General features: G+C 70.6%; 13 protein-coding genes and 6 pseudogenes. 10 read left to right on the top strand and 9 right to left on the bottom strand.

Features of this window, described 5'->3' with window-relative positions; all coding sequences use genetic code 11:
* Positions 1-6: 6 nt before the first annotated feature.
* Complete coding sequence (locus AB0Q96_RS35035; protein ID WP_365332668.1) at positions 7-630, bottom strand: CBS domain-containing protein; 624 nt, start codon at positions 628-630, stop codon at positions 7-9.
* 295 nt (positions 631-925) lie between these two features.
* On the opposite strand from AB0Q96_RS35035, the gene AB0Q96_RS35030 reads away from it, so the two are divergent.
* The 6 genes and pseudogenes from AB0Q96_RS35030 to AB0Q96_RS35005 all read left to right on the top strand — a co-directional run.
* Positions 926-1,828, top strand: a complete 903-nt coding sequence (locus tag AB0Q96_RS35030; protein WP_365332665.1) for a universal stress protein — start codon at positions 926-928, stop codon at positions 1,826-1,828.
* Entirely contained in the window at positions 1,825-2,685 is an 861-nt protein-coding gene (locus AB0Q96_RS35025; RefSeq protein ID WP_365332663.1) for a universal stress protein, read from the top strand. The genes AB0Q96_RS35030 and AB0Q96_RS35025 overlap by 4 nt, the downstream gene beginning before the upstream one ends.
* Before the next feature lie 7 nt (positions 2,686-2,692).
* Positions 2,693-4,762, top strand: coding sequence for an HAD-IC family P-type ATPase (locus AB0Q96_RS35020; protein ID WP_365332661.1), 2,070 nt, complete (start codon positions 2,693-2,695; stop codon positions 4,760-4,762).
* A pseudogene (locus tag AB0Q96_RS35015) lies at positions 4,726-4,935 on the top strand (cation-translocating P-type ATPase C-terminal domain-containing protein); the annotation flags it as partial. The gene AB0Q96_RS35020 and the pseudogene AB0Q96_RS35015, both read left to right, overlap by 37 nt.
* Before the next feature lie 46 nt (positions 4,936-4,981).
* Positions 4,982-5,329 carry a cation transporting ATPase C-terminal domain-containing protein gene (locus AB0Q96_RS35010; RefSeq protein ID WP_365332660.1) on the top strand — a complete coding sequence of 116 codons (348 nt, stop codon included), beginning with the start codon at positions 4,982-4,984 and terminating at the stop codon, positions 5,327-5,329.
* 72 nt (positions 5,330-5,401) lie between these two features.
* A pseudogene (locus AB0Q96_RS35005) lies at positions 5,402-6,176 on the top strand (GAF domain-containing protein); the annotation flags it as partial.
* A 6-nt stretch (positions 6,177-6,182) separates the two neighbouring features.
* On the opposite strand, the gene AB0Q96_RS35000 reads toward AB0Q96_RS35005, so the two are convergent.
* The 3 genes and pseudogenes from AB0Q96_RS35000 to AB0Q96_RS34990 all read right to left on the bottom strand — a co-directional run.
* Complete coding sequence (locus AB0Q96_RS35000) at positions 6,183-6,878, bottom strand: response regulator transcription factor (RefSeq protein WP_365332658.1); 696 nt, start codon at positions 6,876-6,878, stop codon at positions 6,183-6,185.
* Between the two features lie 62 nt (positions 6,879-6,940).
* Positions 6,941-7,579, bottom strand: a complete 639-nt coding sequence (locus AB0Q96_RS34995) for a CBS domain-containing protein (protein WP_365332656.1) — start codon at positions 7,577-7,579, stop codon at positions 6,941-6,943.
* A 227-nt stretch (positions 7,580-7,806) separates the two neighbouring features.
* A pseudogene (locus AB0Q96_RS34990) lies at positions 7,807-8,114 on the bottom strand (molybdopterin-dependent oxidoreductase); the annotation flags it as partial.
* Positions 8,115-8,983: 869 nt separating this feature from the next.
* Between AB0Q96_RS34990 and AB0Q96_RS34985 the strand changes: the two are divergent.
* Positions 8,984-9,088 (top strand): annotated as a pseudogene (locus AB0Q96_RS34985) (transposase); the annotation flags it as partial.
* Positions 9,089-10,068: 980 nt separating this feature from the next.
* On the opposite strand, the gene AB0Q96_RS34980 reads toward AB0Q96_RS34985, so the two are convergent.
* The 4 genes from AB0Q96_RS34980 to AB0Q96_RS34965 all read right to left on the bottom strand — a co-directional run bounded on the left by AB0Q96_RS34980 (position 10,069) and on the right by AB0Q96_RS34965 (position 16,894).
* A complete protein-coding gene (locus AB0Q96_RS34980; RefSeq protein WP_365332653.1) occupies positions 10,069-10,785 on the bottom strand; it encodes a hypothetical protein in 717 nt (238 codons plus the stop codon).
* Positions 10,786-11,342: 557 nt separating this feature from the next.
* Positions 11,343-15,749 carry a trypsin-like peptidase domain-containing protein gene (locus AB0Q96_RS34975; RefSeq protein ID WP_365332651.1) on the bottom strand — a complete coding sequence of 1,469 codons (4,407 nt, stop codon included), beginning with the start codon at positions 15,747-15,749 and terminating at the stop codon, positions 11,343-11,345.
* A 77-nt stretch (positions 15,750-15,826) separates the two neighbouring features.
* Positions 15,827-16,255 carry a CU044_2847 family protein gene (locus AB0Q96_RS34970; protein WP_365332649.1) on the bottom strand — a complete coding sequence of 143 codons (429 nt, stop codon included), beginning with the start codon at positions 16,253-16,255 and terminating at the stop codon, positions 15,827-15,829.
* A gap of 210 nt (positions 16,256-16,465) precedes the next feature.
* Complete coding sequence (locus AB0Q96_RS34965; RefSeq protein ID WP_365332743.1) at positions 16,466-16,894, bottom strand: hypothetical protein; 429 nt, start codon at positions 16,892-16,894, stop codon at positions 16,466-16,468.
* On the opposite strand from AB0Q96_RS34965, the pseudogene AB0Q96_RS34960 reads away from it, so the two are divergent.
* A pseudogene (locus tag AB0Q96_RS34960) lies at positions 16,787-17,011 on the top strand (transposase family protein); the annotation flags it as partial. The gene AB0Q96_RS34965 and the pseudogene AB0Q96_RS34960 overlap by 108 nt on opposite strands.
* A gap of 57 nt (positions 17,012-17,068) precedes the next feature.
* On the opposite strand, the gene AB0Q96_RS34955 reads toward AB0Q96_RS34960, so the two are convergent.
* Positions 17,069-17,503 (bottom strand): DUF6193 family natural product biosynthesis protein, encoded by a 435-nt coding sequence (locus tag AB0Q96_RS34955; RefSeq protein ID WP_365332647.1) that lies wholly within the window; start codon positions 17,501-17,503, stop codon positions 17,069-17,071.
* 168 nt (positions 17,504-17,671) lie between these two features.
* Between AB0Q96_RS34955 and AB0Q96_RS34950 the strand changes: the two are divergent.
* A pseudogene (locus tag AB0Q96_RS34950) lies at positions 17,672-17,887 on the top strand (transposase); the annotation flags it as partial.
* Positions 17,888-17,994: 107 nt separating this feature from the next.
* Positions 17,995-18,708, top strand: coding sequence for a hypothetical protein (locus tag AB0Q96_RS34945; protein WP_365332645.1), 714 nt, complete (start codon positions 17,995-17,997; stop codon positions 18,706-18,708).
* Positions 18,709-18,811: the final 103 nt, after the last annotated feature.

The following is an 18,811-nucleotide window of genomic DNA, read 5'->3' as shown; positions in this document are numbered from 1 at the left end:
CGGGGGTCACCAGGTGCTGTCGTGCCGGCTGTGCGCGGGGGAGGCGAACCGCCTGGCGTCCTCGTCGACGGACAGCCGGTCCACGACGGCGACAACGCCGTCCACCCGGTCGGCGAGACCCGCGAGGGTGCGGGCCTGGCTCTGGCGCCGGACCCGTCCTTCGAGCGTCACCACGCCGTCCAGCACATGGACGTCGACCGCGTCGGCGCTCAGGCCCAGGGCGCCCGCCAGGACGTCCTCCCGTATGCGGCGGCGGATCTCCGGGTCCGGGCGGAGGAAGACGCACAGCAGATCGCGGCGGGTCACGATGCCCACCAGCCGCTCCTCCTCGTCGACGACGGGGAGACGCTCCACTCCACGGCGGACCATCATGCGGGCCGCGTCGGCTGCCCTCTCCTCCGCGTGCACCGTGACCGCCGGCGCGGTCATGAGCCCCCGCGCGGTCAGCTGCCGACGAGCCAGCAGATCGGATTCGGAGACGACCCCGACGACGTGGTCGTCCTCGTCGACGACCGGCACACCACTGACGTCGTGCTCGGCGAGCAGCTTCGCCACCTCTCTGAACGACGTGTCCGGGACGGCGGAGACCACGTCGTCGGTCATCAGGCTGCCGACCTTCAGGTGCTTCATCACCACGCCTCCTTTCCGAGCGGGCCTGGTGGCTGGTTCCTTCCACCTCACTCTCCGCCTCCCATCCGGCGCCCGGCGAGGGCCGAACGGCCCAGCGTCGGGACCGACTGGACCCGCGCGGACGGAAGGGGCCAGCGAGGACGGAAGGGACTCGCGCGGACGGAAGGGACCTTTGGTCCCTCCCTTGCCCCCAGCGGCCCTCCGGGCACAGGCACCCCCATGCCAGGGTGAGAACACCAGCCCCTCCGACCGGATGCCACCGACGGGACTCCGGCGGACCGGGCGAGGAGGAGCCATGGACGGAACCACCGGCCGTCCCGGCCTCGGCACGGTCGTCGTCGGCGTGGACGGATCACCCTCCGCGCAGGCGGCGGCGACATGGGCCGCGGACGAGGCGGTGCTGCGCGGCGGCGTCCTCTGCCTGGTCCACGCGACGGACACCGACACCGCGCCCCCGACCCTCTCCCCGGCGGAGCTCGACCGGTACCGGCGGGCAGGCCGGGAACTGCTCGACCGGACCGCCGCGGAGCTCGTGGGCCGCCATCCCGGTCTCACGGTCGTCACGGAACTCAGCGGGGGCGCCCCCACCGCCGGCTTGCGCGAAGCCGCTGCCCTGAGCGGCACGATCGTGGTCGGACACCGAGGCCGCGGCGGCTTCTCCTCGCTCCTGCTCGGCTCGGTCGGACTGGCAGCCACGGCAGGTGCCACCACACCCGTCGTCGTGGTGCGCGGGGACCTGGAGCCCGCCGAGACCGGATCCGTACTCGCGGCCGTCCGGGACGAGAACGACGTCGGCTGCGCCCGCGCCGCCGCACACGAGGCCCTGCTGCGCAAGGTGCCGCTGCGGCTCCTGCACGTGTGGGGCTCCGTGCCGTACCCGGGTGCGCGGGCCGTGCTGCGCGGCGGTCCCGAGGGAACCGCCCGTGAGCATGTGCGGGCCCTGTCGCAGGTCACGGACCGGATGCGGGCGGAGTTCCCGGACCTTCGGCTGGACGCCGAGGGACAGAAGAGCCACAGCGTGCCGGGAGCGCTCGTCGAGGCGTCACGGCACGTCGACCTCCTGGTCGTCGGCGGCCGGCGAGCGCCCGGATACCTCGGACCGACGCTCGGCCGGACCACCCTGAGCCTGCTGCAGCACGCTCACTGCCCGGTGGAACTCATCCCCCGGCACGGCCCCGGACACGGGAGCACATCATGACCGGCACGACGAAGCGCCGTGACATCGTCATGGGCATCGACCCCGTCAGGAACGGGCGTCTCGCACTGGCCTGGGCCACCGACGAAGCCCGTCGGCGCGACCTCACCCTCCACCTCATAGTCGGCGTCGCGCCGCCCCACCACACGCAGCACGTCGACGACACCCCTCGGCATCTCGCCCGGACGGCCGCCGGGGAGGAAGCACTGCGTGCCGCGGCCGCCTGGGCGCACGACCGACAGCCCGCGGTCCGGGTCACCACGGCACTCCTCGACGGACCTCCGCCGAAGGTGCTGGCCGGCCTGTCCCGGGAGGCCGCCATGGTCGTACTCGGCTCCCGGCACCTCCGGCGCACCGAGGAGTTCCTCAGCGCGGGCTCTCTCGTGCTCCCGGTCACCGCACAGGCGCGCTGCCCGGTCGTCGTCGTGGGCGACGCCGAGCACAGCACGCAGGACCCGCCCTACCTGGTGGTCGGCGTCGACGGCAGCGAGTCCTCCCGGGCCGCTCTGGCCCTGGCCTTCGAGGAGGCGGACCTCCGGCACTGCGCGCTGAGGACCATCGCCGTCTGGCAGCCGCCGGTCTTCACCCTGCACACCGGGGACACCCTGTTCCACGCGGAGCGCCGGCTGCTCTCCGAGACGACCGCAGGACGGGCGGACGAGTACCCCGACGTCCGCGTCACCCATGAGGTGATCATCGGCTCGCCCGTCGAGACCCTGGCGGAGGTGGCCGAGCACGCCCTGGCCCTGGTCGTCGGCCGCCGGGGCCACGGTGGATACACCGGGATGCGCGTCGGCTCCGTCGCCCACGGACTGCTCCACCGCGCCCACTGTCCAGTCATCACCGTTCCCGGCGAATGAGTCCGACATGACGTCCTCTGAGTCCGACATGACGTCCTCCGCGACCGCGCCGACCAGTGAGGCAACGGGCCTCACCGGGGCGGAGGCCGCCCGCCGGCTCGCCGCCGAGGGGCCCAACGAGGTGACCGCGCGGCAGCCGGTCCGACTCGGCGCCCGTGTGCTCGCCCAGCTGCGAGACCCGCTGATCATGGTGTTGCTCGGTGCCGTCGTCCTCACCCTCGCGATCGGCGACCACCCCGACGCGATCGTCATCGCGCTGGTCGTCGTCGTGAACACCACCGTCGGAGTCGCGCAGGAGATCCGGGCCGACAACGCCGTCGCCGCCCTGTCGGAGCTGGGCGCGCCACACGCCCGGGTACAGCGCGACGGCGCCGCCTGCGACATCCCGGCCGCGGACGTCGTCCCCGGTGACATGCTGCTCCTCGGGGAGGGCGACATCGTCGCGGCCGACGCCCGGCTCGTCCAGGCGTTCGCCCTGCTCCTGGACGAGTCCATGCTCACCGGCGAGTCGGTGCCCGTGGACAAGACCGCCGGAGACGCACTGAGCGCGGGGACGGTCGTCGTACAGGGCCGGGGCGTGGCCACGGTCACGGCCACCGGCCCCGACAGCGCGCTGGGCCGCATCGCAGCGCTGCTCGACGACCGCCGTGAACCGACCCCGCTGCAACGCCGCCTCGCCGCGCTCGGACGGGTCCTGGCCGCCGTGACCCTCGCCCTGTGCGTCCTCGTCTTCGCCCTGGGGATCGCGCGAGGACTCCCGCTCGGCACGATGGCGGTCACGGCCATCAGCCTGGCGGTGGCCGCCGTCCCCGAGTCCCTCCCGGCTGTCGTCACGCTGGCCCTCGCCCTCGGAGCCCGGCGCATGGTCGCCCGGCACGCCCTGGTGCGCCGACTGCCGGCGGTGGAGACACTCGGCTCGGTGTCCGTCCTCGCGACCGACAAGACGGGCACCCTCACCGAGGGGCGGATGGTCGTGCAGCACGTCTGGACGCCGCAGGGAAGCGTGGAACTCACGGGCGTGGGCTACGAGCCCGAGGGCGAGGCACTGGCCGCCGGCCGACCGGCCGACGAGAACGTACTCGCGTCCGTACGGGAACTCCTCACCGTGACGGTGCTGTGCAACGACGCGACACTGCGCCCACCGGACTCCGCCGCCGGGCCCGACGCGCGCTGGACGGCCCTGGGCAACCCCATGGAGGCCGCGCTGCTCGCGGCCTCGGTGAAGGCCGGCTGCCCGCCCGCGACCGCACTGTCCGCGATCCGGCCCCGGATCGCGGAGGCCCCCTTCGACAGCCTGCGCAAACGCATGACCACGCTGCACGCGGCGGGCGACGGCCGGGTCGTCGTCTGCCTGAAGGGCGCACCCGAATCCGTACTCGACCCCGCCGTTCTCTCCGATCGCCCGGAGGCCCGGGAACACGCCCGGCAGGAGGCCACCCGCCTGGCCGAGCGCGGCTACCGGGTACTCGCCGTGGCCTCCGGCGTACGGGACGACCTGCCCGACCCCGTCGCGGCGGCGGACACGGGGCTGACACTCCTCGGGCTCGTCGCCCTCAGCGACCCGCCCAAGCCGCACGCCGCCGCCACCCTCGCCGCCTGCCGGGCCGCCGGCATCACCCCCGTCCTCATGACCGGCGACCACCCGGCCACGGCACGGGCGGTCGCGACCCGCGTAGCCCTCCTGGGAGACCGGAGCGAGACGGAGGGACAGGTCGTCACCGGCGCGGACGTGGCGGCCGGACGCGTCCGCGACCTCACCGCCGTCCGGATACTCGCCCGCACCACCCCCCGGCAGAAACTGGACGTCGTCGAGGCGTGGCGCGCCCGCGGCGCGGTGACCGCCATGACCGGCGACGGGGTCAACGACGGGCCCGCCCTGCACCGGGCCGACATCGGCGTCGCGATGGGCGCCCGCGGCACCGAGGTGGCCAGACAGGCGGCCGACCTGGTCCTCACCGACGACGAGCTCTCCACCGTCGTGGCCGCGATCGAGGAGGGCCGGCGCGTCTACGACAACATCCGCCGCTTCCTGATCTACGGATGTCCGGCGGCGCCGCCGAGATCCTGGTCATGCTGACCGGCCCCCTGCTCGGGCTGCCCCTGCCCCTGCGCGCCGGCCAGATCCTCTGGATCAACCTCCTCACCCACGGCCTCACCGGCGTCGCCACGGGCGCGGAACCGGCGGTCCCCGGCGCCATGCGCCGACCGCCGCGACCGCCCGACCAGCACATCCTCGGCGGTGGCGCGTGGCAGCGACTGCTCCTCCTCGCCGCCGTCGTCACCACCGTCACCCTCGGTGCCGGCCTCGCCGCCCGAGCCCCTCGGCCTGCCCTGGCAGAGTGTGCTCTTCCTCGCCCTGCTCGCCGCGCAGCTAGGCGTCGTGCTCGGCCTCCGTGCCCGGCTGCTCACCCGGAAGAACCCGCTCCTGCCGATCTCGGTTGCCGCCTCCGCCCTCCTGGCCGCCGCAGCCCTGTACGTGCCTTTCCTTCGGTCGGTCCTGGAGACCGAGCCGCTCGGCTGGGCAGGCGTCGGCATCGCCGCGGTATGCGCGCCGGCCGGATTCTTCGCGGCACGCCTGGTCCGCACCGCGTTCCGCCGACCGATCCCGGCAGGACCGGTCGGCGGCGCACCGGGACTACGGTGAACGGTGAAGCGAAGGGAACGACGGGTGCGGTCCGTGTGCCCGACGCCACCGGAGGTGCCGATGGCCGAACGGGACCCCGAGTACGGCGCCTTGAGTGTGATCGGCGATGGCCGCAGGCTCCCCGAGTCCGTGCCCATCGGCATCGACGCCGACACACGTGAGCGGATCGGTGCGCTGCCCTCAGGACGCGGCATCCTCGGCGAGCTCATCCGCAGCCCGCAGCCCGCAGCCCCTGCGCCTCACCGAACTGTCCGCCCACTCCTCCTCGTACGTCTTCCCGGCGCACCACCCGCCGATGCACACGTTCCTCGGCGTCCCGATCCGCGTGCGCGACGAGGTGTTCGGCAACTTCTACCTCACCGAGAAGCGGGGCGGCACGGACTTCGACGCCGAGGACGAGGCGGTGGTCACGCCCCTGGCCGTCGCCGCCGGCATCGCGATCCGACGCCTGTTCGCCACCGGCATGACGCTGCGGAGTGCCCGCCGGTTCGTCGATCACCCGGAGGCGGCGGACCGTCTGAACCGCGCGATCGACGACCTGGACACCGACGTCCCGGCGGAGGCGGCAGACCAAGTCGTCGCCGTCGTCGGTGAGGCACTTGCGAACGTGGCTCGCCATGCACGGGCCCGACGGGCGGAGGTGTCCGTCGTCACCGAGGACGGCTTCCTGACGGTGACGGTGGATGATGACGGCGTCGGCATCGCCCCGGCTTGCCCCCGGAGCGGACTGCGCAACCTCGCGGAGCGGGCCGAGGGACTGGGCGGAGCCCTCTCGGTTCGGGCGCGGCCGGGTACTGGGGGCGGCACCCGGCTCGAATGGCGTATCCCGCTGGCGTCGGACGAGTAGGAGATGCTATTTCCCGTGGGAGTCGTGCTCGTGCTCGTGGACTTGGGCGGAGATCACGGCCGCCTGGACACGACGCTCCACGCCCAGCTTGCCGAGCAGCCGGGAGATGTGGTTCTTCACCGTCTTCTCCGAAAGATACAGCCGCTTGGCGATCTGCCGGTTGGTGAGCCCCTCGCCGATCAGGTCCAGGACGGACCGTTCCCGCTCCGACAGCGCCGCGAGCCGTTCGTCCTCCGGCGGCCCCGCCGCTTCGGGGTCCCGGAGCGAGTGCATCAACCGGGCGGTCGTGGCCGGGTCGAGCATCGACTCTCCCGCCGCCACGGTTCGCACCGCCGACACCAGGTCGGCGCCCTTGATCTGCTTGAGCACGTATCCCGCCGCCCCGGCCATGATCGAGTCGAGCAGAGCGTCCTCATCGTCGAAGGAGGTCAGCATCAGACACGCGAGGTCCGGCATCCGCGCGCGCAGCTCCCGGCAGACGGTGATGCCGTCGCCGTCGGGTAGGCGTACGTCCAGGACGGCCACGTCCGGCCGCAGGGCAGGCCCTCTGGCAAGCGCGTGATCCGCCGTCGACGCCTCGCCGACGACCTCCATGTCGGCCTCGTCGTCGATCAGGTCACGCAGTCCCCGACGGACGACCTCGTGGTCGTCCACGAGGAAGACCCGCGTGGTCGCGGTGCCGAATGCGGGGTGATCGGTCATGGCGATCCTTCTATGTCCGTATGTACCCGCTGTACCCGCCCACCCCTCACAAGGATTGTCCGTCAGGATCCGCTTTCACGGGTACCGAGCTCTATCCGTACGTCGACGACGCCCTCAACGGCCCGTACGGCCCGGGCGACCAGCGGCACCAGAGCCCGATCGGACAGCTCGCCGCGCAGAACGGCCACGCCTTCCACGACCGCGACGTCGAGGCCCGCCAGGGCCGGCGCCCCGCCGAGCAGGGCCCGGCGGACCTCTGCCTCGATCTCCTCATCGCCCCGCAGGAACACCTTGAGCAGATCGCTCCTGCTGACCACGCCCTCCAGCATGCCGATTCCGTTGACGACGGGAAGCCGCTTCACCTTCCGCCTCGCCATGATCCGCGCCGCCTCCGCGAGCGAGGCGTCCGCGTGGACGGTCACAGCGGGACTCGACATGAGCTCCCCGGCCCGCACGGCCCCGGCCTTGGCGGCCGCTCCGAACTCCTCAGGACGGGGTTCCACATCCCGGAACTCCTCCTTCGGCAGCAGATCCGCCTCCGACACGACCCCGACGACACGCCCTTCCCCCTCCAAGACGGGAAGAGCACTCACCTTCCACTGGTCCATGAGCGCGACGATCTCCTTGTAGGGAGCGTCACGGCCGATCGCGACGGCGGTGTGGGTCATCACGTCACTGACGGTGTACGGGGAGACGGTCATCGTGACCTCCACTCGACACGAGCCTCAAGCCACCGGCCCGAGGGCGCGGCTCTCTGCCACCCTCCGAGTGTGATCTCGACGTCGGTCGTCCAGGAAGGGCCGGACGGGCCCCGGCACACCCACTCGATCACGCGCATCGAGAGCGCCACACTGCGGCCGCGCGGTGCGCGGCGCCGCCGAAAGGCCAGGCCCCGGCAGTCCGCGGTCTCGACGTGGTCGAAGGGGTCGGTGCCGCCGGCGCGCCCGGAGGAGGCGGTGAGTCCGGCGGCGGAGGGGGCGTGGCAGAGGCGGGAACAGTGGTCGACGTTGTCGGTGCCGATGACGGTCCGCAGGAGCTTCTGGACGAGGTAGTTCTCCTCGTTGGTGGCGCGGGCCGACGAGATCACGGCGACCGCGTCGGGGCCACCCTGCCGGACGGCGGCACGCAGCCCGCGTCCCAACTCGTCGGCGAAAGAACGCCGTCGCGGCGGACCAGTGGTTCGGTGAGACGCTCGGCCGAGGTCAGGTATCCGTACGCGAAGCGGCCCTTGGCACAGGCATGTCCGATGCCGACACCGTGATCTCGTGCCCGGAGTGCAAGGTCACGGCGGTGCGGGTACGTCCGGCTGCCACCGAGTGCCCGGTCCGGGCCGACCCGGTCGGCCCGGGCGTACCGCCGGCGACCGATGCGCGGTGACGCGTCATCGTCCGATGGGACCACAGGGCGGAGGACCTGCTCGGCTTCCCCCTTCACGAGATCCCAGCTCCAGCGGGCGCCCCTCCTTGTGCCAGGCGGTCACCGTTCCCGTCGCCCCGCGCCCGGTGGCCGCGCCTTGCCGAGAGCGACCGGCGGAGAGCACGGTCGGCGCCGGGGTGCAGCAGGTCGGCGATGTGCCGCCGAGTCGTTCTGGGCTCGTGGCGCCATGAGGGGCAGCCGGCCCAGCTGCAACCCGATCGGGCCCCGTCGGGCAAGCCTATGGACGCTGCGCCACAAGACCTCCCGGGCAACATTCACACCCACCTCAGGAGCCGAAGCCCCTTCAACCACCTGAAGCGTCGGATGGGCGGAGAGGTTCGGGAATTTGCTTACCAATGGGTGCATGAACGTCGAGATCCTGCAGAAAGTGAACGCAGCGCCCTGCGTGAGTGGTACGTGAGTACGACGATGAATATCTCCGTGAATGCCCTACGGGCCGTGACAGACGGCCTACGACCGGTTCGCCCGCTGGGAGAGGGCCGGAACCTGGGCCCGCCTGCCCGAACAAGCCCAGGTCCGCGACGAGTCCGTCGGAGCCGTGGAGTGGAGGTTGTCGGTCGACTCCACGATCAGCCGGGCTGACCAGCACGCGCTACCGATACTCGCAAAGGGAGGGCGGCGGAGGGGACGAACTGGAAGATCCGGCACGTCCGTCGGCTGGCCAGGTGCTGGGCCGGTCCCGTGGCGGAGTGACGACGAAGATCCACCTCGCCTGCGACGGCCGGGGCCTGCCCCTGGCAGTCGTCGTCGCGCCTGGCAACGTCAACGATTCCACCCTCTTCGGCGAGGTCATGAACGTGCTGAGGGTGCCCCGGGCCGGCGTCCCCGCCTCAGGCCCGCAGCGGTCATCGCAGACAATCCGCCAGATCCTGCGCAGGCGGGATGTCCGGGCGGTGATCGCGGAGCGAGTGGACTAGGGGGCCAACCGCCTGCGGCGCGGCCAGGCCGGAGGCAGGCCGCCGGCCTGCGACCGCGAGCTTCGTCGGGCGTCGGAGGAATTACGCCCACTGGCCGTCGTTGAGTGGGCTTCCCATGCGCGCGGGGATGGTCCCGACGCCAAGGCCACTTGCGCCAGGGTCCAGAACTGCTTCGCGTGCAGGGAAGACGCGGGAGTGGTGTCTGGTTTGTCGGTTTCGGTGAAAGTGGTGCAAGCAGCCTTGGAGGTGGGATAGAACTACAGGTCACGGAGTCTGCTCCCCGCGCCTGCGGGGATGTTCCTGACCAACCGTCGTGAAGTCGGCCCTCCGGCTGCTGCTCCCCGCGCCTGCGGGGATGGTCCCGACCCACCCACCGGCACCAACCCCCTCGTCATCTGCTCCCCGCGCCTGCAGGGACGGTCCCCGCCCTGTTCGGCAGCCGGGTGCACTGGCTGCCGGACGCTGAGGAGTTCAACGCGGGCACGGTCACCGCGGCTTCGAGGGCCGGCGAGGGACCGTGCTACCTCAAGCTCCGCCACCACAGCCCGGCCCCGGTCCACCTGAGCGGGCGGCACGGCCCCGGCGTTTGCAGCCTGACATGGGTATGGCCGGGCGCCCACCCGGACACCGCCAACGCCGACGTCGGCGAAGCCCTCCGGGCGAACCTGCCCGCCGAGGACGTGCTCTGCCGGCCCGGTGCCGGCGCCCCGCTCGCCGCCCCACCAACTGTCCGTCTACGACGTGCCAGGGGCAGTGACACAAACCTGCGCGGCACCGACATCTACTCTGAGCACGACAGTTGCAGCACTACGTGTGCTGAGGTCGCCGATGACCTTTCAGGAGCCGGGCAGGCCCTGGAGGGTGAGCAGTTGCTGTGTGGCCTGGAATCCGCTGCCTGCCGTCTGGACAAAGCGCTGAATTCGGCCCAGCACCACGTCGCGGGCGTCCGCGTCTGCGGCGTTGAGGGCGGCTTCCAGGTTGTCCGCGTGGCTCGCGGCGGTATCCGCTTCGGCCGTCGGAGCCTGGGCGGCCTCCGCGCGCAGCCGCTCCACCACCTGCTGGTGGACGTCCCGGACCTCGCCTTGGCGGTACTGGTTCGTCGTGGCGTTGCCGGTGCCGAAGACCGCTGTGACTGTGGGATCACCTTGATGGGTGTGCTGGGTGATGCTGACGTTTGAGGTGTTGGCTCTGCGGCCGGAGTTCGCCATGTTCTTCCTCATGCCGTCCGGTGTTGCCCTGTAGCTGGGCGGGTTGAATGGGTGCTGGGTGGTCACCAGCTGGTGGGCCAGGCCGAGACCGGAGAGCCGGCTCATGATCTGCCAGACGTCGGCGTCGTTCCAGCCGCGTCGGGCGAAGTACTCCGCCAGGTCCACGAAGACCCCAGGGGTGCTCCCACTCAGGGTGCACAGCTGGTCCAGAGCTTCGAGCGCGAGCGCATCCCGGCGGTTCAGCGCGATCGTCAGGGGTGGCAGTGCCGCCTGGAAGGTGCACTCGCGTCGGCGGCGCTCCCCGGGCCGGCGACCGGCCCGCCCCATGAATGTGGAACGGAGCAATCAAGGCCATGCCTTCGCCGGTTCCGCCGAGCAGTCGAAACGGCTTCCACACCACTGGCGATGCTGCGGCAGGATCCAGAATCGACGACCCCTGCCGGAAGCGATGGCCGTCACGGGCGAACGCCGCGACCTCGTGAGCTTCTCCCGCATGCAACGCTGCGACGTCCGCCTCGGCGCGAGGCCGAGCAACCCCGTTGAACTGCTCGATGAGACGCCCCGGATGCCGGAGCAGATCCGTGACGGTCAGCGTTCCCGCAGCCCGACGGACCTTTCTTCCGACCATTCCCCCTGCATCGAGGTCGCACCCAGGGTAGCGGCGGAGGTATGCGGGATCGCTTCCTCAGCCATTCTCGGTGCAGGCATGAGGACCCGGTAGTGCAACAGGCCATCGGCCGGCGCCATGATCTTGCTGTGACTGGAGTGCTCACGGCGTCGGCCCCATCCTGGACAGCCCCGTTGACTGGGCTGAGTTTCAGCGAGTCGGTCGCCGAGGTGCCTACATGGCGGCAGAGGTCGTAAAAGGCATGAGGAGGCCGCCCGCAAGACGAGATCCGGCCTCAGCCTTGTGCGGGGTCGGGGCAGCTTCTCTCCGGCAGCTCCCCGGAGAGAGCTGTGCGTTCGTCGGCCGTGAGCTCCCGGCCGATGACACGACAGAGGTGTTCCTTCCAGAGCGCGGGGTCGATCCGGAAGAGTGTCAACTTGCCTCCGGGGCCGGACGGGTCGTCCAGATCACCCTCCACCGGCATGCTCAGCAGGGTCCTGCCGTCCTTGGTAGCGTCCAGGAACCGCTGGATCTTCGAGAACACGAAGGTGTCCCGATGCTCGGGATCGTCGGCCCGGAGACGGACCATTGTGCTTTCGTAGGCGAGGAAGAACCCGGATCTGCCGGAGGACCCCATGGTCCAGCGATGCGGCTGGAGCGGTCCGAACGGCCCCAGCACCTTTCTCGGCGGTGCCCCCTTCTCCACGGACCAGATCTCGACGATCCTGCCGGTGGTGAGCACCGCCATGTAGCGCGTATCCGGCAGATACTCCGCAGTGAGCAGGTCCTCGGCGAGGCGGATACGCTGCTTCCGGTCCTCCCTTCCCGTCCGCAGGTCGATGGTGTGTACGTCGGGCTCTCCCTGCACACTCACCGTGACATATGCCGGGTCCGGATGGGCCCCCATGGTGAAGAACGGGGCCTCGGCGCTACTGAGCCCGAGGCTGGGGAGTTTTATGGCGGACGAGAGTCGGCGCCCTTGCCGTGCGTCCCAGTACTCGAGAACCGAACCCGACAAGGTGGCCACCCTGTCGTCGCTCTGGAACATGATGTCGATCGTGCCCGGTTTTCCGGTCGCCTCGTCGAGGGGCGGCGCGGACACGGCGAATTGGCTGAGTCGACGCAGGGAGGGCAGGGCGCGGACCGTGATCCTGTTGTGGTCCGAGACATCCGCCACCAGGGATTCCTCCTTGTCGGTGACAAGGGGCTGCTCCTCGGCCGGCGGCGTTCCGGGAGTCTCGACCCGGGCGATCGTGCGGGCCCCGGGCCTCGTCTCCACGATGCGGAGCGCCTTGCCCCCATCGCTGCGGACCAGCATCCGGTCACCGTCACCGAGCAGCACCGGATACCCGTATGCCGGCCTGGAGGGACCGACGGACATGCTGACGCCCGTGACCGTGCGGCCCTCCGCGAACGGCATCACGGTTTCCGACCCGGACATCAGGAGGGGCAGGCGTTCGACCCCGATCGAAGTGGAGAGTTGCTGACGGGGCGCCAACCGTTCGGGCGCCGCCTCGCCGTGGATCGCGATACGGGACCAGTCACCCGAGTCGGCCCCTTGGACGACGAAGTAGCGGCTGGTGGTGTCGAACTCCGGTTTCTGGCAGGACGACTGTTTGAGTCCTTGGCTGCGGAGGATTCTGCCGTCCGACACCCGGATGGCCTGGTAGAGACGGACGTTCTCCCCCTTCTTCTGGCAGACGACGGCCGTTCTCCCGTCCCAGGAGACCTCGGGAATGGAGTAGAAGTCATGGGCCACTTCACGGACGGACCCGGTGGCGACATCAATGACCAGCAGAGAGGAACGCTCTCCCCCTCCCGATTCGAAACTGAGCCCCTTCCACGCGACCAGGGTTCCGCTATCTGCGCCGAACCAGATCCAGCGCACGTCGGTGATGGCCCCCGGTACTTCGTGAGCCCGGCCGCTGGAGAGATCCCACACCAGGAGAGGCAGTCCTCCGGACACCTGGGAGGCTTCCACCAGGAACCGCGAGTCGGGAGAGAACCTGGACCTTTTGACCGCGAGGACGGCGCCTTCCTTGTTCCGTGCCTGTGAGTGCCGGAGCAGGTGGGCCGGGCCTGCCAGGTGCTTCCCGGAAGTGGTCACCTCGTGCCAGGCGAGGAGCGCGTCGGCTTCGCGCAAGTAGGCGATTCTCCGGCCGTCGCCGCTCACCTGAGGGTTGCGGACCTTCCGGGGCAGCCGCAGGTTTTCCAGTCGCACTCGTCCGTCGTCGGAGCGGAGGAACAGGGTCGCGCGGCCGCCCACGGTGGTCACCAGGGTCACCCTGCCGTCCGCGCTCATACTCGCCTGGTCGATGTCGGAATCCAGTCCGGACAGGACCCAACGTACCTTCATCATTTCCGAGTACCGTCGCATCAGCGCGTTGCGGGCCTCCTGCGTCGGGGAGGTGTCGTAGCCCGCGATCGCGGCCAGAGCGGCCTGAGCGGGGTTGGCCTCGGCCAGTTCGTCCGCCTGCACTGCCAGCGTCCTGGACCGGCCTTCCGCCGCCCGTTCCCTGCTCACCCGGGACTCCTGGACGAAGAAGACGCTCAATGTGGCGATGAGTACCAGAGCGAGGCTGCCGGCCGCCCATGCCCATCGGATACGTCTGTGCCGGGCACGGCGCTGTTGCTCCACGGCGCGGCGTTGCCGGTCTGCGACGTCGAGGAAGTCGCTCTCAGCCGTGGTCAGGTCGGCGGTGCGCCCCGCGAGGCGGCTCTCGAGAGAGGCGAGATGGGCACCTCGCGGCAGGAGCTCGTCGGCACAGCCTTCCCGCTCCCAGCGTTCCCGGTCGTGCTGCAACTCCGTGCGCGCGGCCAGGAAGTCCCGGTCCTCGCGCACCACTTCGGACAGAGTCGGCCAGGCCTTGATGAGGGCCTCATGGGCGAGTTCCACACTCTCCGGCACTCCGGCCCCGCCGTGGAGCACCAGCAGACGCTCGTCCTTCCCGGCGAACAATACGGCCAGGCGCCAGCGCTGCTCGCCGGCTTCCGCACGGGTCAACACCCGCCGCAGTGCGGGTGCGCCGCTGCCCGGCACCACTCGCACCAGTCCGGCGAGGAGCCGTCGCGCGTGCGTGATGGTCTCCGCGGGGTCCGGAGTGTCTGCGGGAAGCGGGGAGCCGGTCCCGGTCACGGGCGGGACGTATTTTCGCCATGCCTCCTCCGCGTGCCTGCGCAGTGCGCCGGAGACACCGCCGGCCCTCTCGTACGCGTCGACCCTCAGGCGGCCGCCCGACTGTTCCTCCCACAGATGCCGCAGGACGAAGGAGAGCAGGGGGAGGGCACCGGGCTCGCTGCCGGCGTCCTCAAGGATGCGGCGGGCCAGCCCCGGTTCGTAGGAGACGCCGGGGACGCGGTCCACGGGGCGGGTGATGACGGCGTGCAGTTGCTCCCGGGTCATCGGGGTCAGCGGCAGGACGGCTCCCCGTTTCAGCACCGGGCCGAGGTGATCGTGGCTGAGGACCGCGTCGATGAAGTCGGCGCGCAGAGTGAACAGCACCCGCATTCCGGCGGTGCGTCGGGCGGGGAAGAGTACCGAGAGGAGAGCCGTGAGGTCCCCCTCGGGCAGGTCGAGCAGGGCCTCGGCCTGGTCCAGTACGACAAGGAGGTCGGTGGTGGCACTGCCGGTGAGCCGGTGGACGGTGTCCGCGAGGCCCGCCCCGGTCAGCCAGGCCACGACCCGCTCGACGCCGACGGCCCGCGGGGGTCCGAACCGTTCCTGGCGCGCCAGTTCGAGGAGCTCGACCGCCACGGCACCCACCGGACGGGAGGTGCGGCCGCAGTTGACAACCACCACCTCGTGGCCGGCACGTCGCATCACGGGCGCCACCCCCGCGAGGGCGAGGGAGGACTTGCCGCACCCGGAGGGCCCGCACAAGGTCACCGCCGCGTGGTCACCGCGCAGTGCCCTGACCACTGTCTCCGTATCCTCCTCTCGGCCGAAGAAGACATCGGTGTCCTCCTCGCGGAAGGGCTCCAGGCCACGGAACGGTGTCGGGGCCAAGAGCGCGCCGGCGAGAGCGGGGATCTCGTCGGCGAGCGCCCCGAGATGCAGCATGTACGCCTGCTGGTCGTCGCGTGCCGGCTCCGCGGCCACGATCATGCCGACGACGGCGCCGAGAGCGTTGTCCCAGACCGGGCTGCCGCTGAACCCGCCGGTGACACGGACCGTCTGGCCGTCGGCCCGGGACAGCTGTACCCAGCCCTTCCCGGCAGGGCCGAGGAGACTGCCCCGCTGCCACACGGGCCGGTCGGAGGCCCCGGTGAAGCCTACGACGCGGGACCCGTGTTCCCACAGGCGCCGGGAGAGGCTGGTGGGCAGCGGCCTCGCCCCCGGTGCCGGTCCGAGTAGCCGAAGCACGGCCACATCGCCGCCCCGGTCCTCCCGGATCGGTACCCAGTGCGCCACCTCTGCTTCGATGTCATGCCCCGGGACTCCTGGTCCTGCGAGGAGAGGCAGATCGAGGGCGACACGGGCGCCGGCGAGCACCTCGGTGTCGCGCGGCTTCCCGAGAGCGTCGCACACCACATGGGCGCAGGTGAGGACCAGCCCGTCGCCGACGAGGAAACCGGTCCCGGCAGAGTCGCCGTGCCCGTCACGGAGGCGGACCGTCCCCGCGGCGAGGATGGTGTCGGCATCCTCATGTTCGCCGTGCCCGGCCCCAACCGAGGTTGGGCCGGATTCGTCCTGGTCGTACACAGGGCCTCCTCGGAGCGGTAAGGAGAGCGAGAGGGTGCTGGCAGTGCGCAGGCGGATCCTGGCCCGACCCGCGCGGCTCAGCCGCCGGAGGCGTGGGCGCCCGCAGGGCCTCGGCCCGCGGCATCCGGGCCGGGCTCGGCTTCCGGCACCGTGTCCGAACCGGCGGGGCTGCTGTGCCAGGTGAGGCTGACGGAGAAGTTGGCCTCCGCAGAGGAGCCCGCGATGAGGACCTTCGCGTCGGCCGAGAGCGACATGCCGAATTCCAGGGTCGCCTCGTCAGGCGGCCGGAGCATGCCACGGCAGCGGCCGACGAACGCGTCCGCGACCGGCCGTACGACATCCAGCATCTGCTCCAGGGACTGCTCGGCCCGGGTGAGGGCACGACTGCCGCGGCCGACGCGCACGACGTCGTCCCCGCAGTCGTTCACCTGCACTCGTACGACCTCGCCGCCGCTCCCCAGCGGCACTTCGACTGTGTACAGGGCTTGCCCTTCAGACAGCGGCATGATGCTCCTCGGTCGTGAACTGAACCTCCGGGCAACTGAGTTAGGAGGCTCGTGAGGTGAGGCAGAGACTATCGGGCCGCGCACCGGGAGTCACAGGGATGACGGGGGTGGTGTGTTGGCGCCCCATGCCCGGGACCGGCCGCCGTCCCGTCCAGGCGGAAGCAGCTCCGTTACGCGCTGGAAGGTAACCACCGTGATCAGGCGGGCCCATCAGGGCTGTGGGCGAGGCGCCGCGTAGTTGCGCAGGATCCGGGCAGCCGGGCTGGGGCGTTCGAGGTGCGTGATCGGCAACAGCACGAACTGGTTCTGGCCGTCGTCCGCGCGTACAGCGATGATCAGCCAGCCCCGGTCCTGGTCCTGGTCCTGGTAGAGAAGGTAGTCGTCGTCGGGGCCGTCGTCGGGATGCCCCATCAGGAGGTCGTCGACGATCAGAGGCTTCCGGCCCAGGAAGGAGCCCTCCCCGGCTTCGGAGGCCGGCGCGGTGACGTGTGCGGGGAGGGCCGCATCGTCGGCGGTCACGACCGGCAGGGGGATGCCGGGCTCGTCGTCCCGCACCGCAAATGCTCCGGACGAGCCCTCCTGCCTGGCGAGGAGGAGGACGACGCCGAGCACCGCAAGTTGCGGGCCCGCGTCGAGCACGCCTTCGCCTGTATGAAGCACTACAAGGTCCTCCGCGACTGCCGCCAACGCGGCAACGGCCTCCACCACGCGGTGCAGGCCGTCGCCCACATGCACAACCTCGCCATGGCCGCGTGAGCAGGCAGACCCCGAAACCCGCTCCGACCTGCCCAGACGCAACCTTCTGCAACACGCTTAGGACCCGTCTTCAATGCCGCCAAGGTTCCGGCTGTCTCTTGCCTTCTCCTGGGCGGCCAGTTCACCTGCGTTGCCGATGAAGGCCGGGCCGCAGCCTGGCGGCAAACGATCGACGACCATCGCCACTGCAGCCTGCGCGCTGTCTGTCTCAGCGATCCGCGGGCTGTTTCGGCTTGGTCCTTCGATGTAGTACCGGCCGTCTCTGAGCGTGCCGATATACGGGATGTCCCAGGTGTAGTTCATCTCCGTGCATCTGCTGAAGTGCAGCTCCCACATACCGGTCCATGGGTGTAGCTGACGAAGCAGCGGTTCGGCATGCGCTACCCGCACCAGCTTCGCAAACGGCTTCAGAAGCGGTGGTTCTCCCGGTCGGGAAGGTTCGCCGTAAGTGGTCAGGACCTTGTGCCAGGCTGCGTCGACGATGTTGGTCATACCGCGATTGTGCGAGGTCCCCCTACAGCCCTGGCACCAAAAACATATGTCAGTGGGTCATGATCTGATGCAGAGGATCGATTCCGCCATCGTGCGAGCGCACCAGCACGCCGCCGCCACCGGTCGAAAAGGGGGATGCATCCACTGGACGAAGCGGACGGTCAGGCCCTCGGTCGGCCCCGCGGAGGTCTGACCACCAAGCTTCACCTTGCCTGCGACAGCGGCGGCAGGCCCTTGGCCCTGCTGATCACCCCTGGCCAACGCCATGACAGTGTCTGTGCGCAACCGCTGCTGAACGGCATGCGCGTCCCCCGCCTTGGTCCCGGCCGCCCACGTAGCCGTCCCGATCATGTGATCGCAGACAAGGCACACAGCTCCCGCGGTGAGGGATAGCGGGCGGTTGCTGATCAGGTCCGTTGCGCCCCGGAGCCTTTGCGTCTCCCGCATTATCGGGTGGAGCGAGCCGACTGCGCCAGGAGATGATCCCGTGCGTGGCTGAAGAGGCGGGTACAGATGCGGACGACGCTTGTGCATGGGCTGAGCGGCTGGGTTGGGCGTTCGGGCTCATAGCGGAGGATCCGGCTGTGAGAGGTGCGGCGCTCGTCCATCTGGCGGAGGCCCAGAGGAAGGTCACGGACGCGCTCATCCGGTCCCACGAGATGTGGCTGCTCACGCGGCCCCTGGGAGTGGACGAGCAGTACCGGGAGCCGGCCTTTGCGCAGGCGCGCCGGAGGCATCGGCAAGCCCAGAGGCGTTCGCTGCCTGATGGGGTGTGGGGTGGTCCTGTGGACGGGGATCTGGCGACGTGGCCAGGGCTGCCCTATGTGTTGCTCTTCCTGGAGTGGGAGGCGAGGTACCCCCTGGAGTGGACGCGGCATGCGAAGGAGTGGGGTACGAAGCAGAGCCTGATCCGGGAGGTGGCCCGCGCTCGCCAGGACGAGGCGATCAAGGCGAAGCTCACCGACCTGGTCGAGATCGTCGTCCACCGGGCGTATCGCTGCAAGGATCGCGAATACGTGCGGGTTGCCCGGGCTGTCGACAGCGCTGACCTACGGGGCAGGCTCGATCGGGCAGCTGATTCGGACAGTCCGTGGGCCCGGTGCCACGCCGGTTATGTGCTCTGGCTCCTTGACCGCCCCGACCTGCCGAACACCCGTCGTGCATGGCCGACCTGGGTGGCGGGCCAGAATACGGCGTCGTTGTGACCGGGGGCGATGCAGGCAAGGTTCCCGTGATCATGGAGTGCTCTACGCCCGTGACCTGCCTGGAAGACCGTGCCTGCCGACGCGTCATCCCTGATTCACCCTG

This window comes from Streptomyces sp. NPDC093111 (assembly GCF_040683955.1).
In the GTDB taxonomy this organism is placed as follows: domain Bacteria; phylum Actinomycetota; class Actinomycetes; order Streptomycetales; family Streptomycetaceae; genus Streptomyces.
The sequence above is the reverse complement of the archived record's forward strand: the minus strand, read 5'-3'. Positions and strand labels throughout refer to the sequence as shown.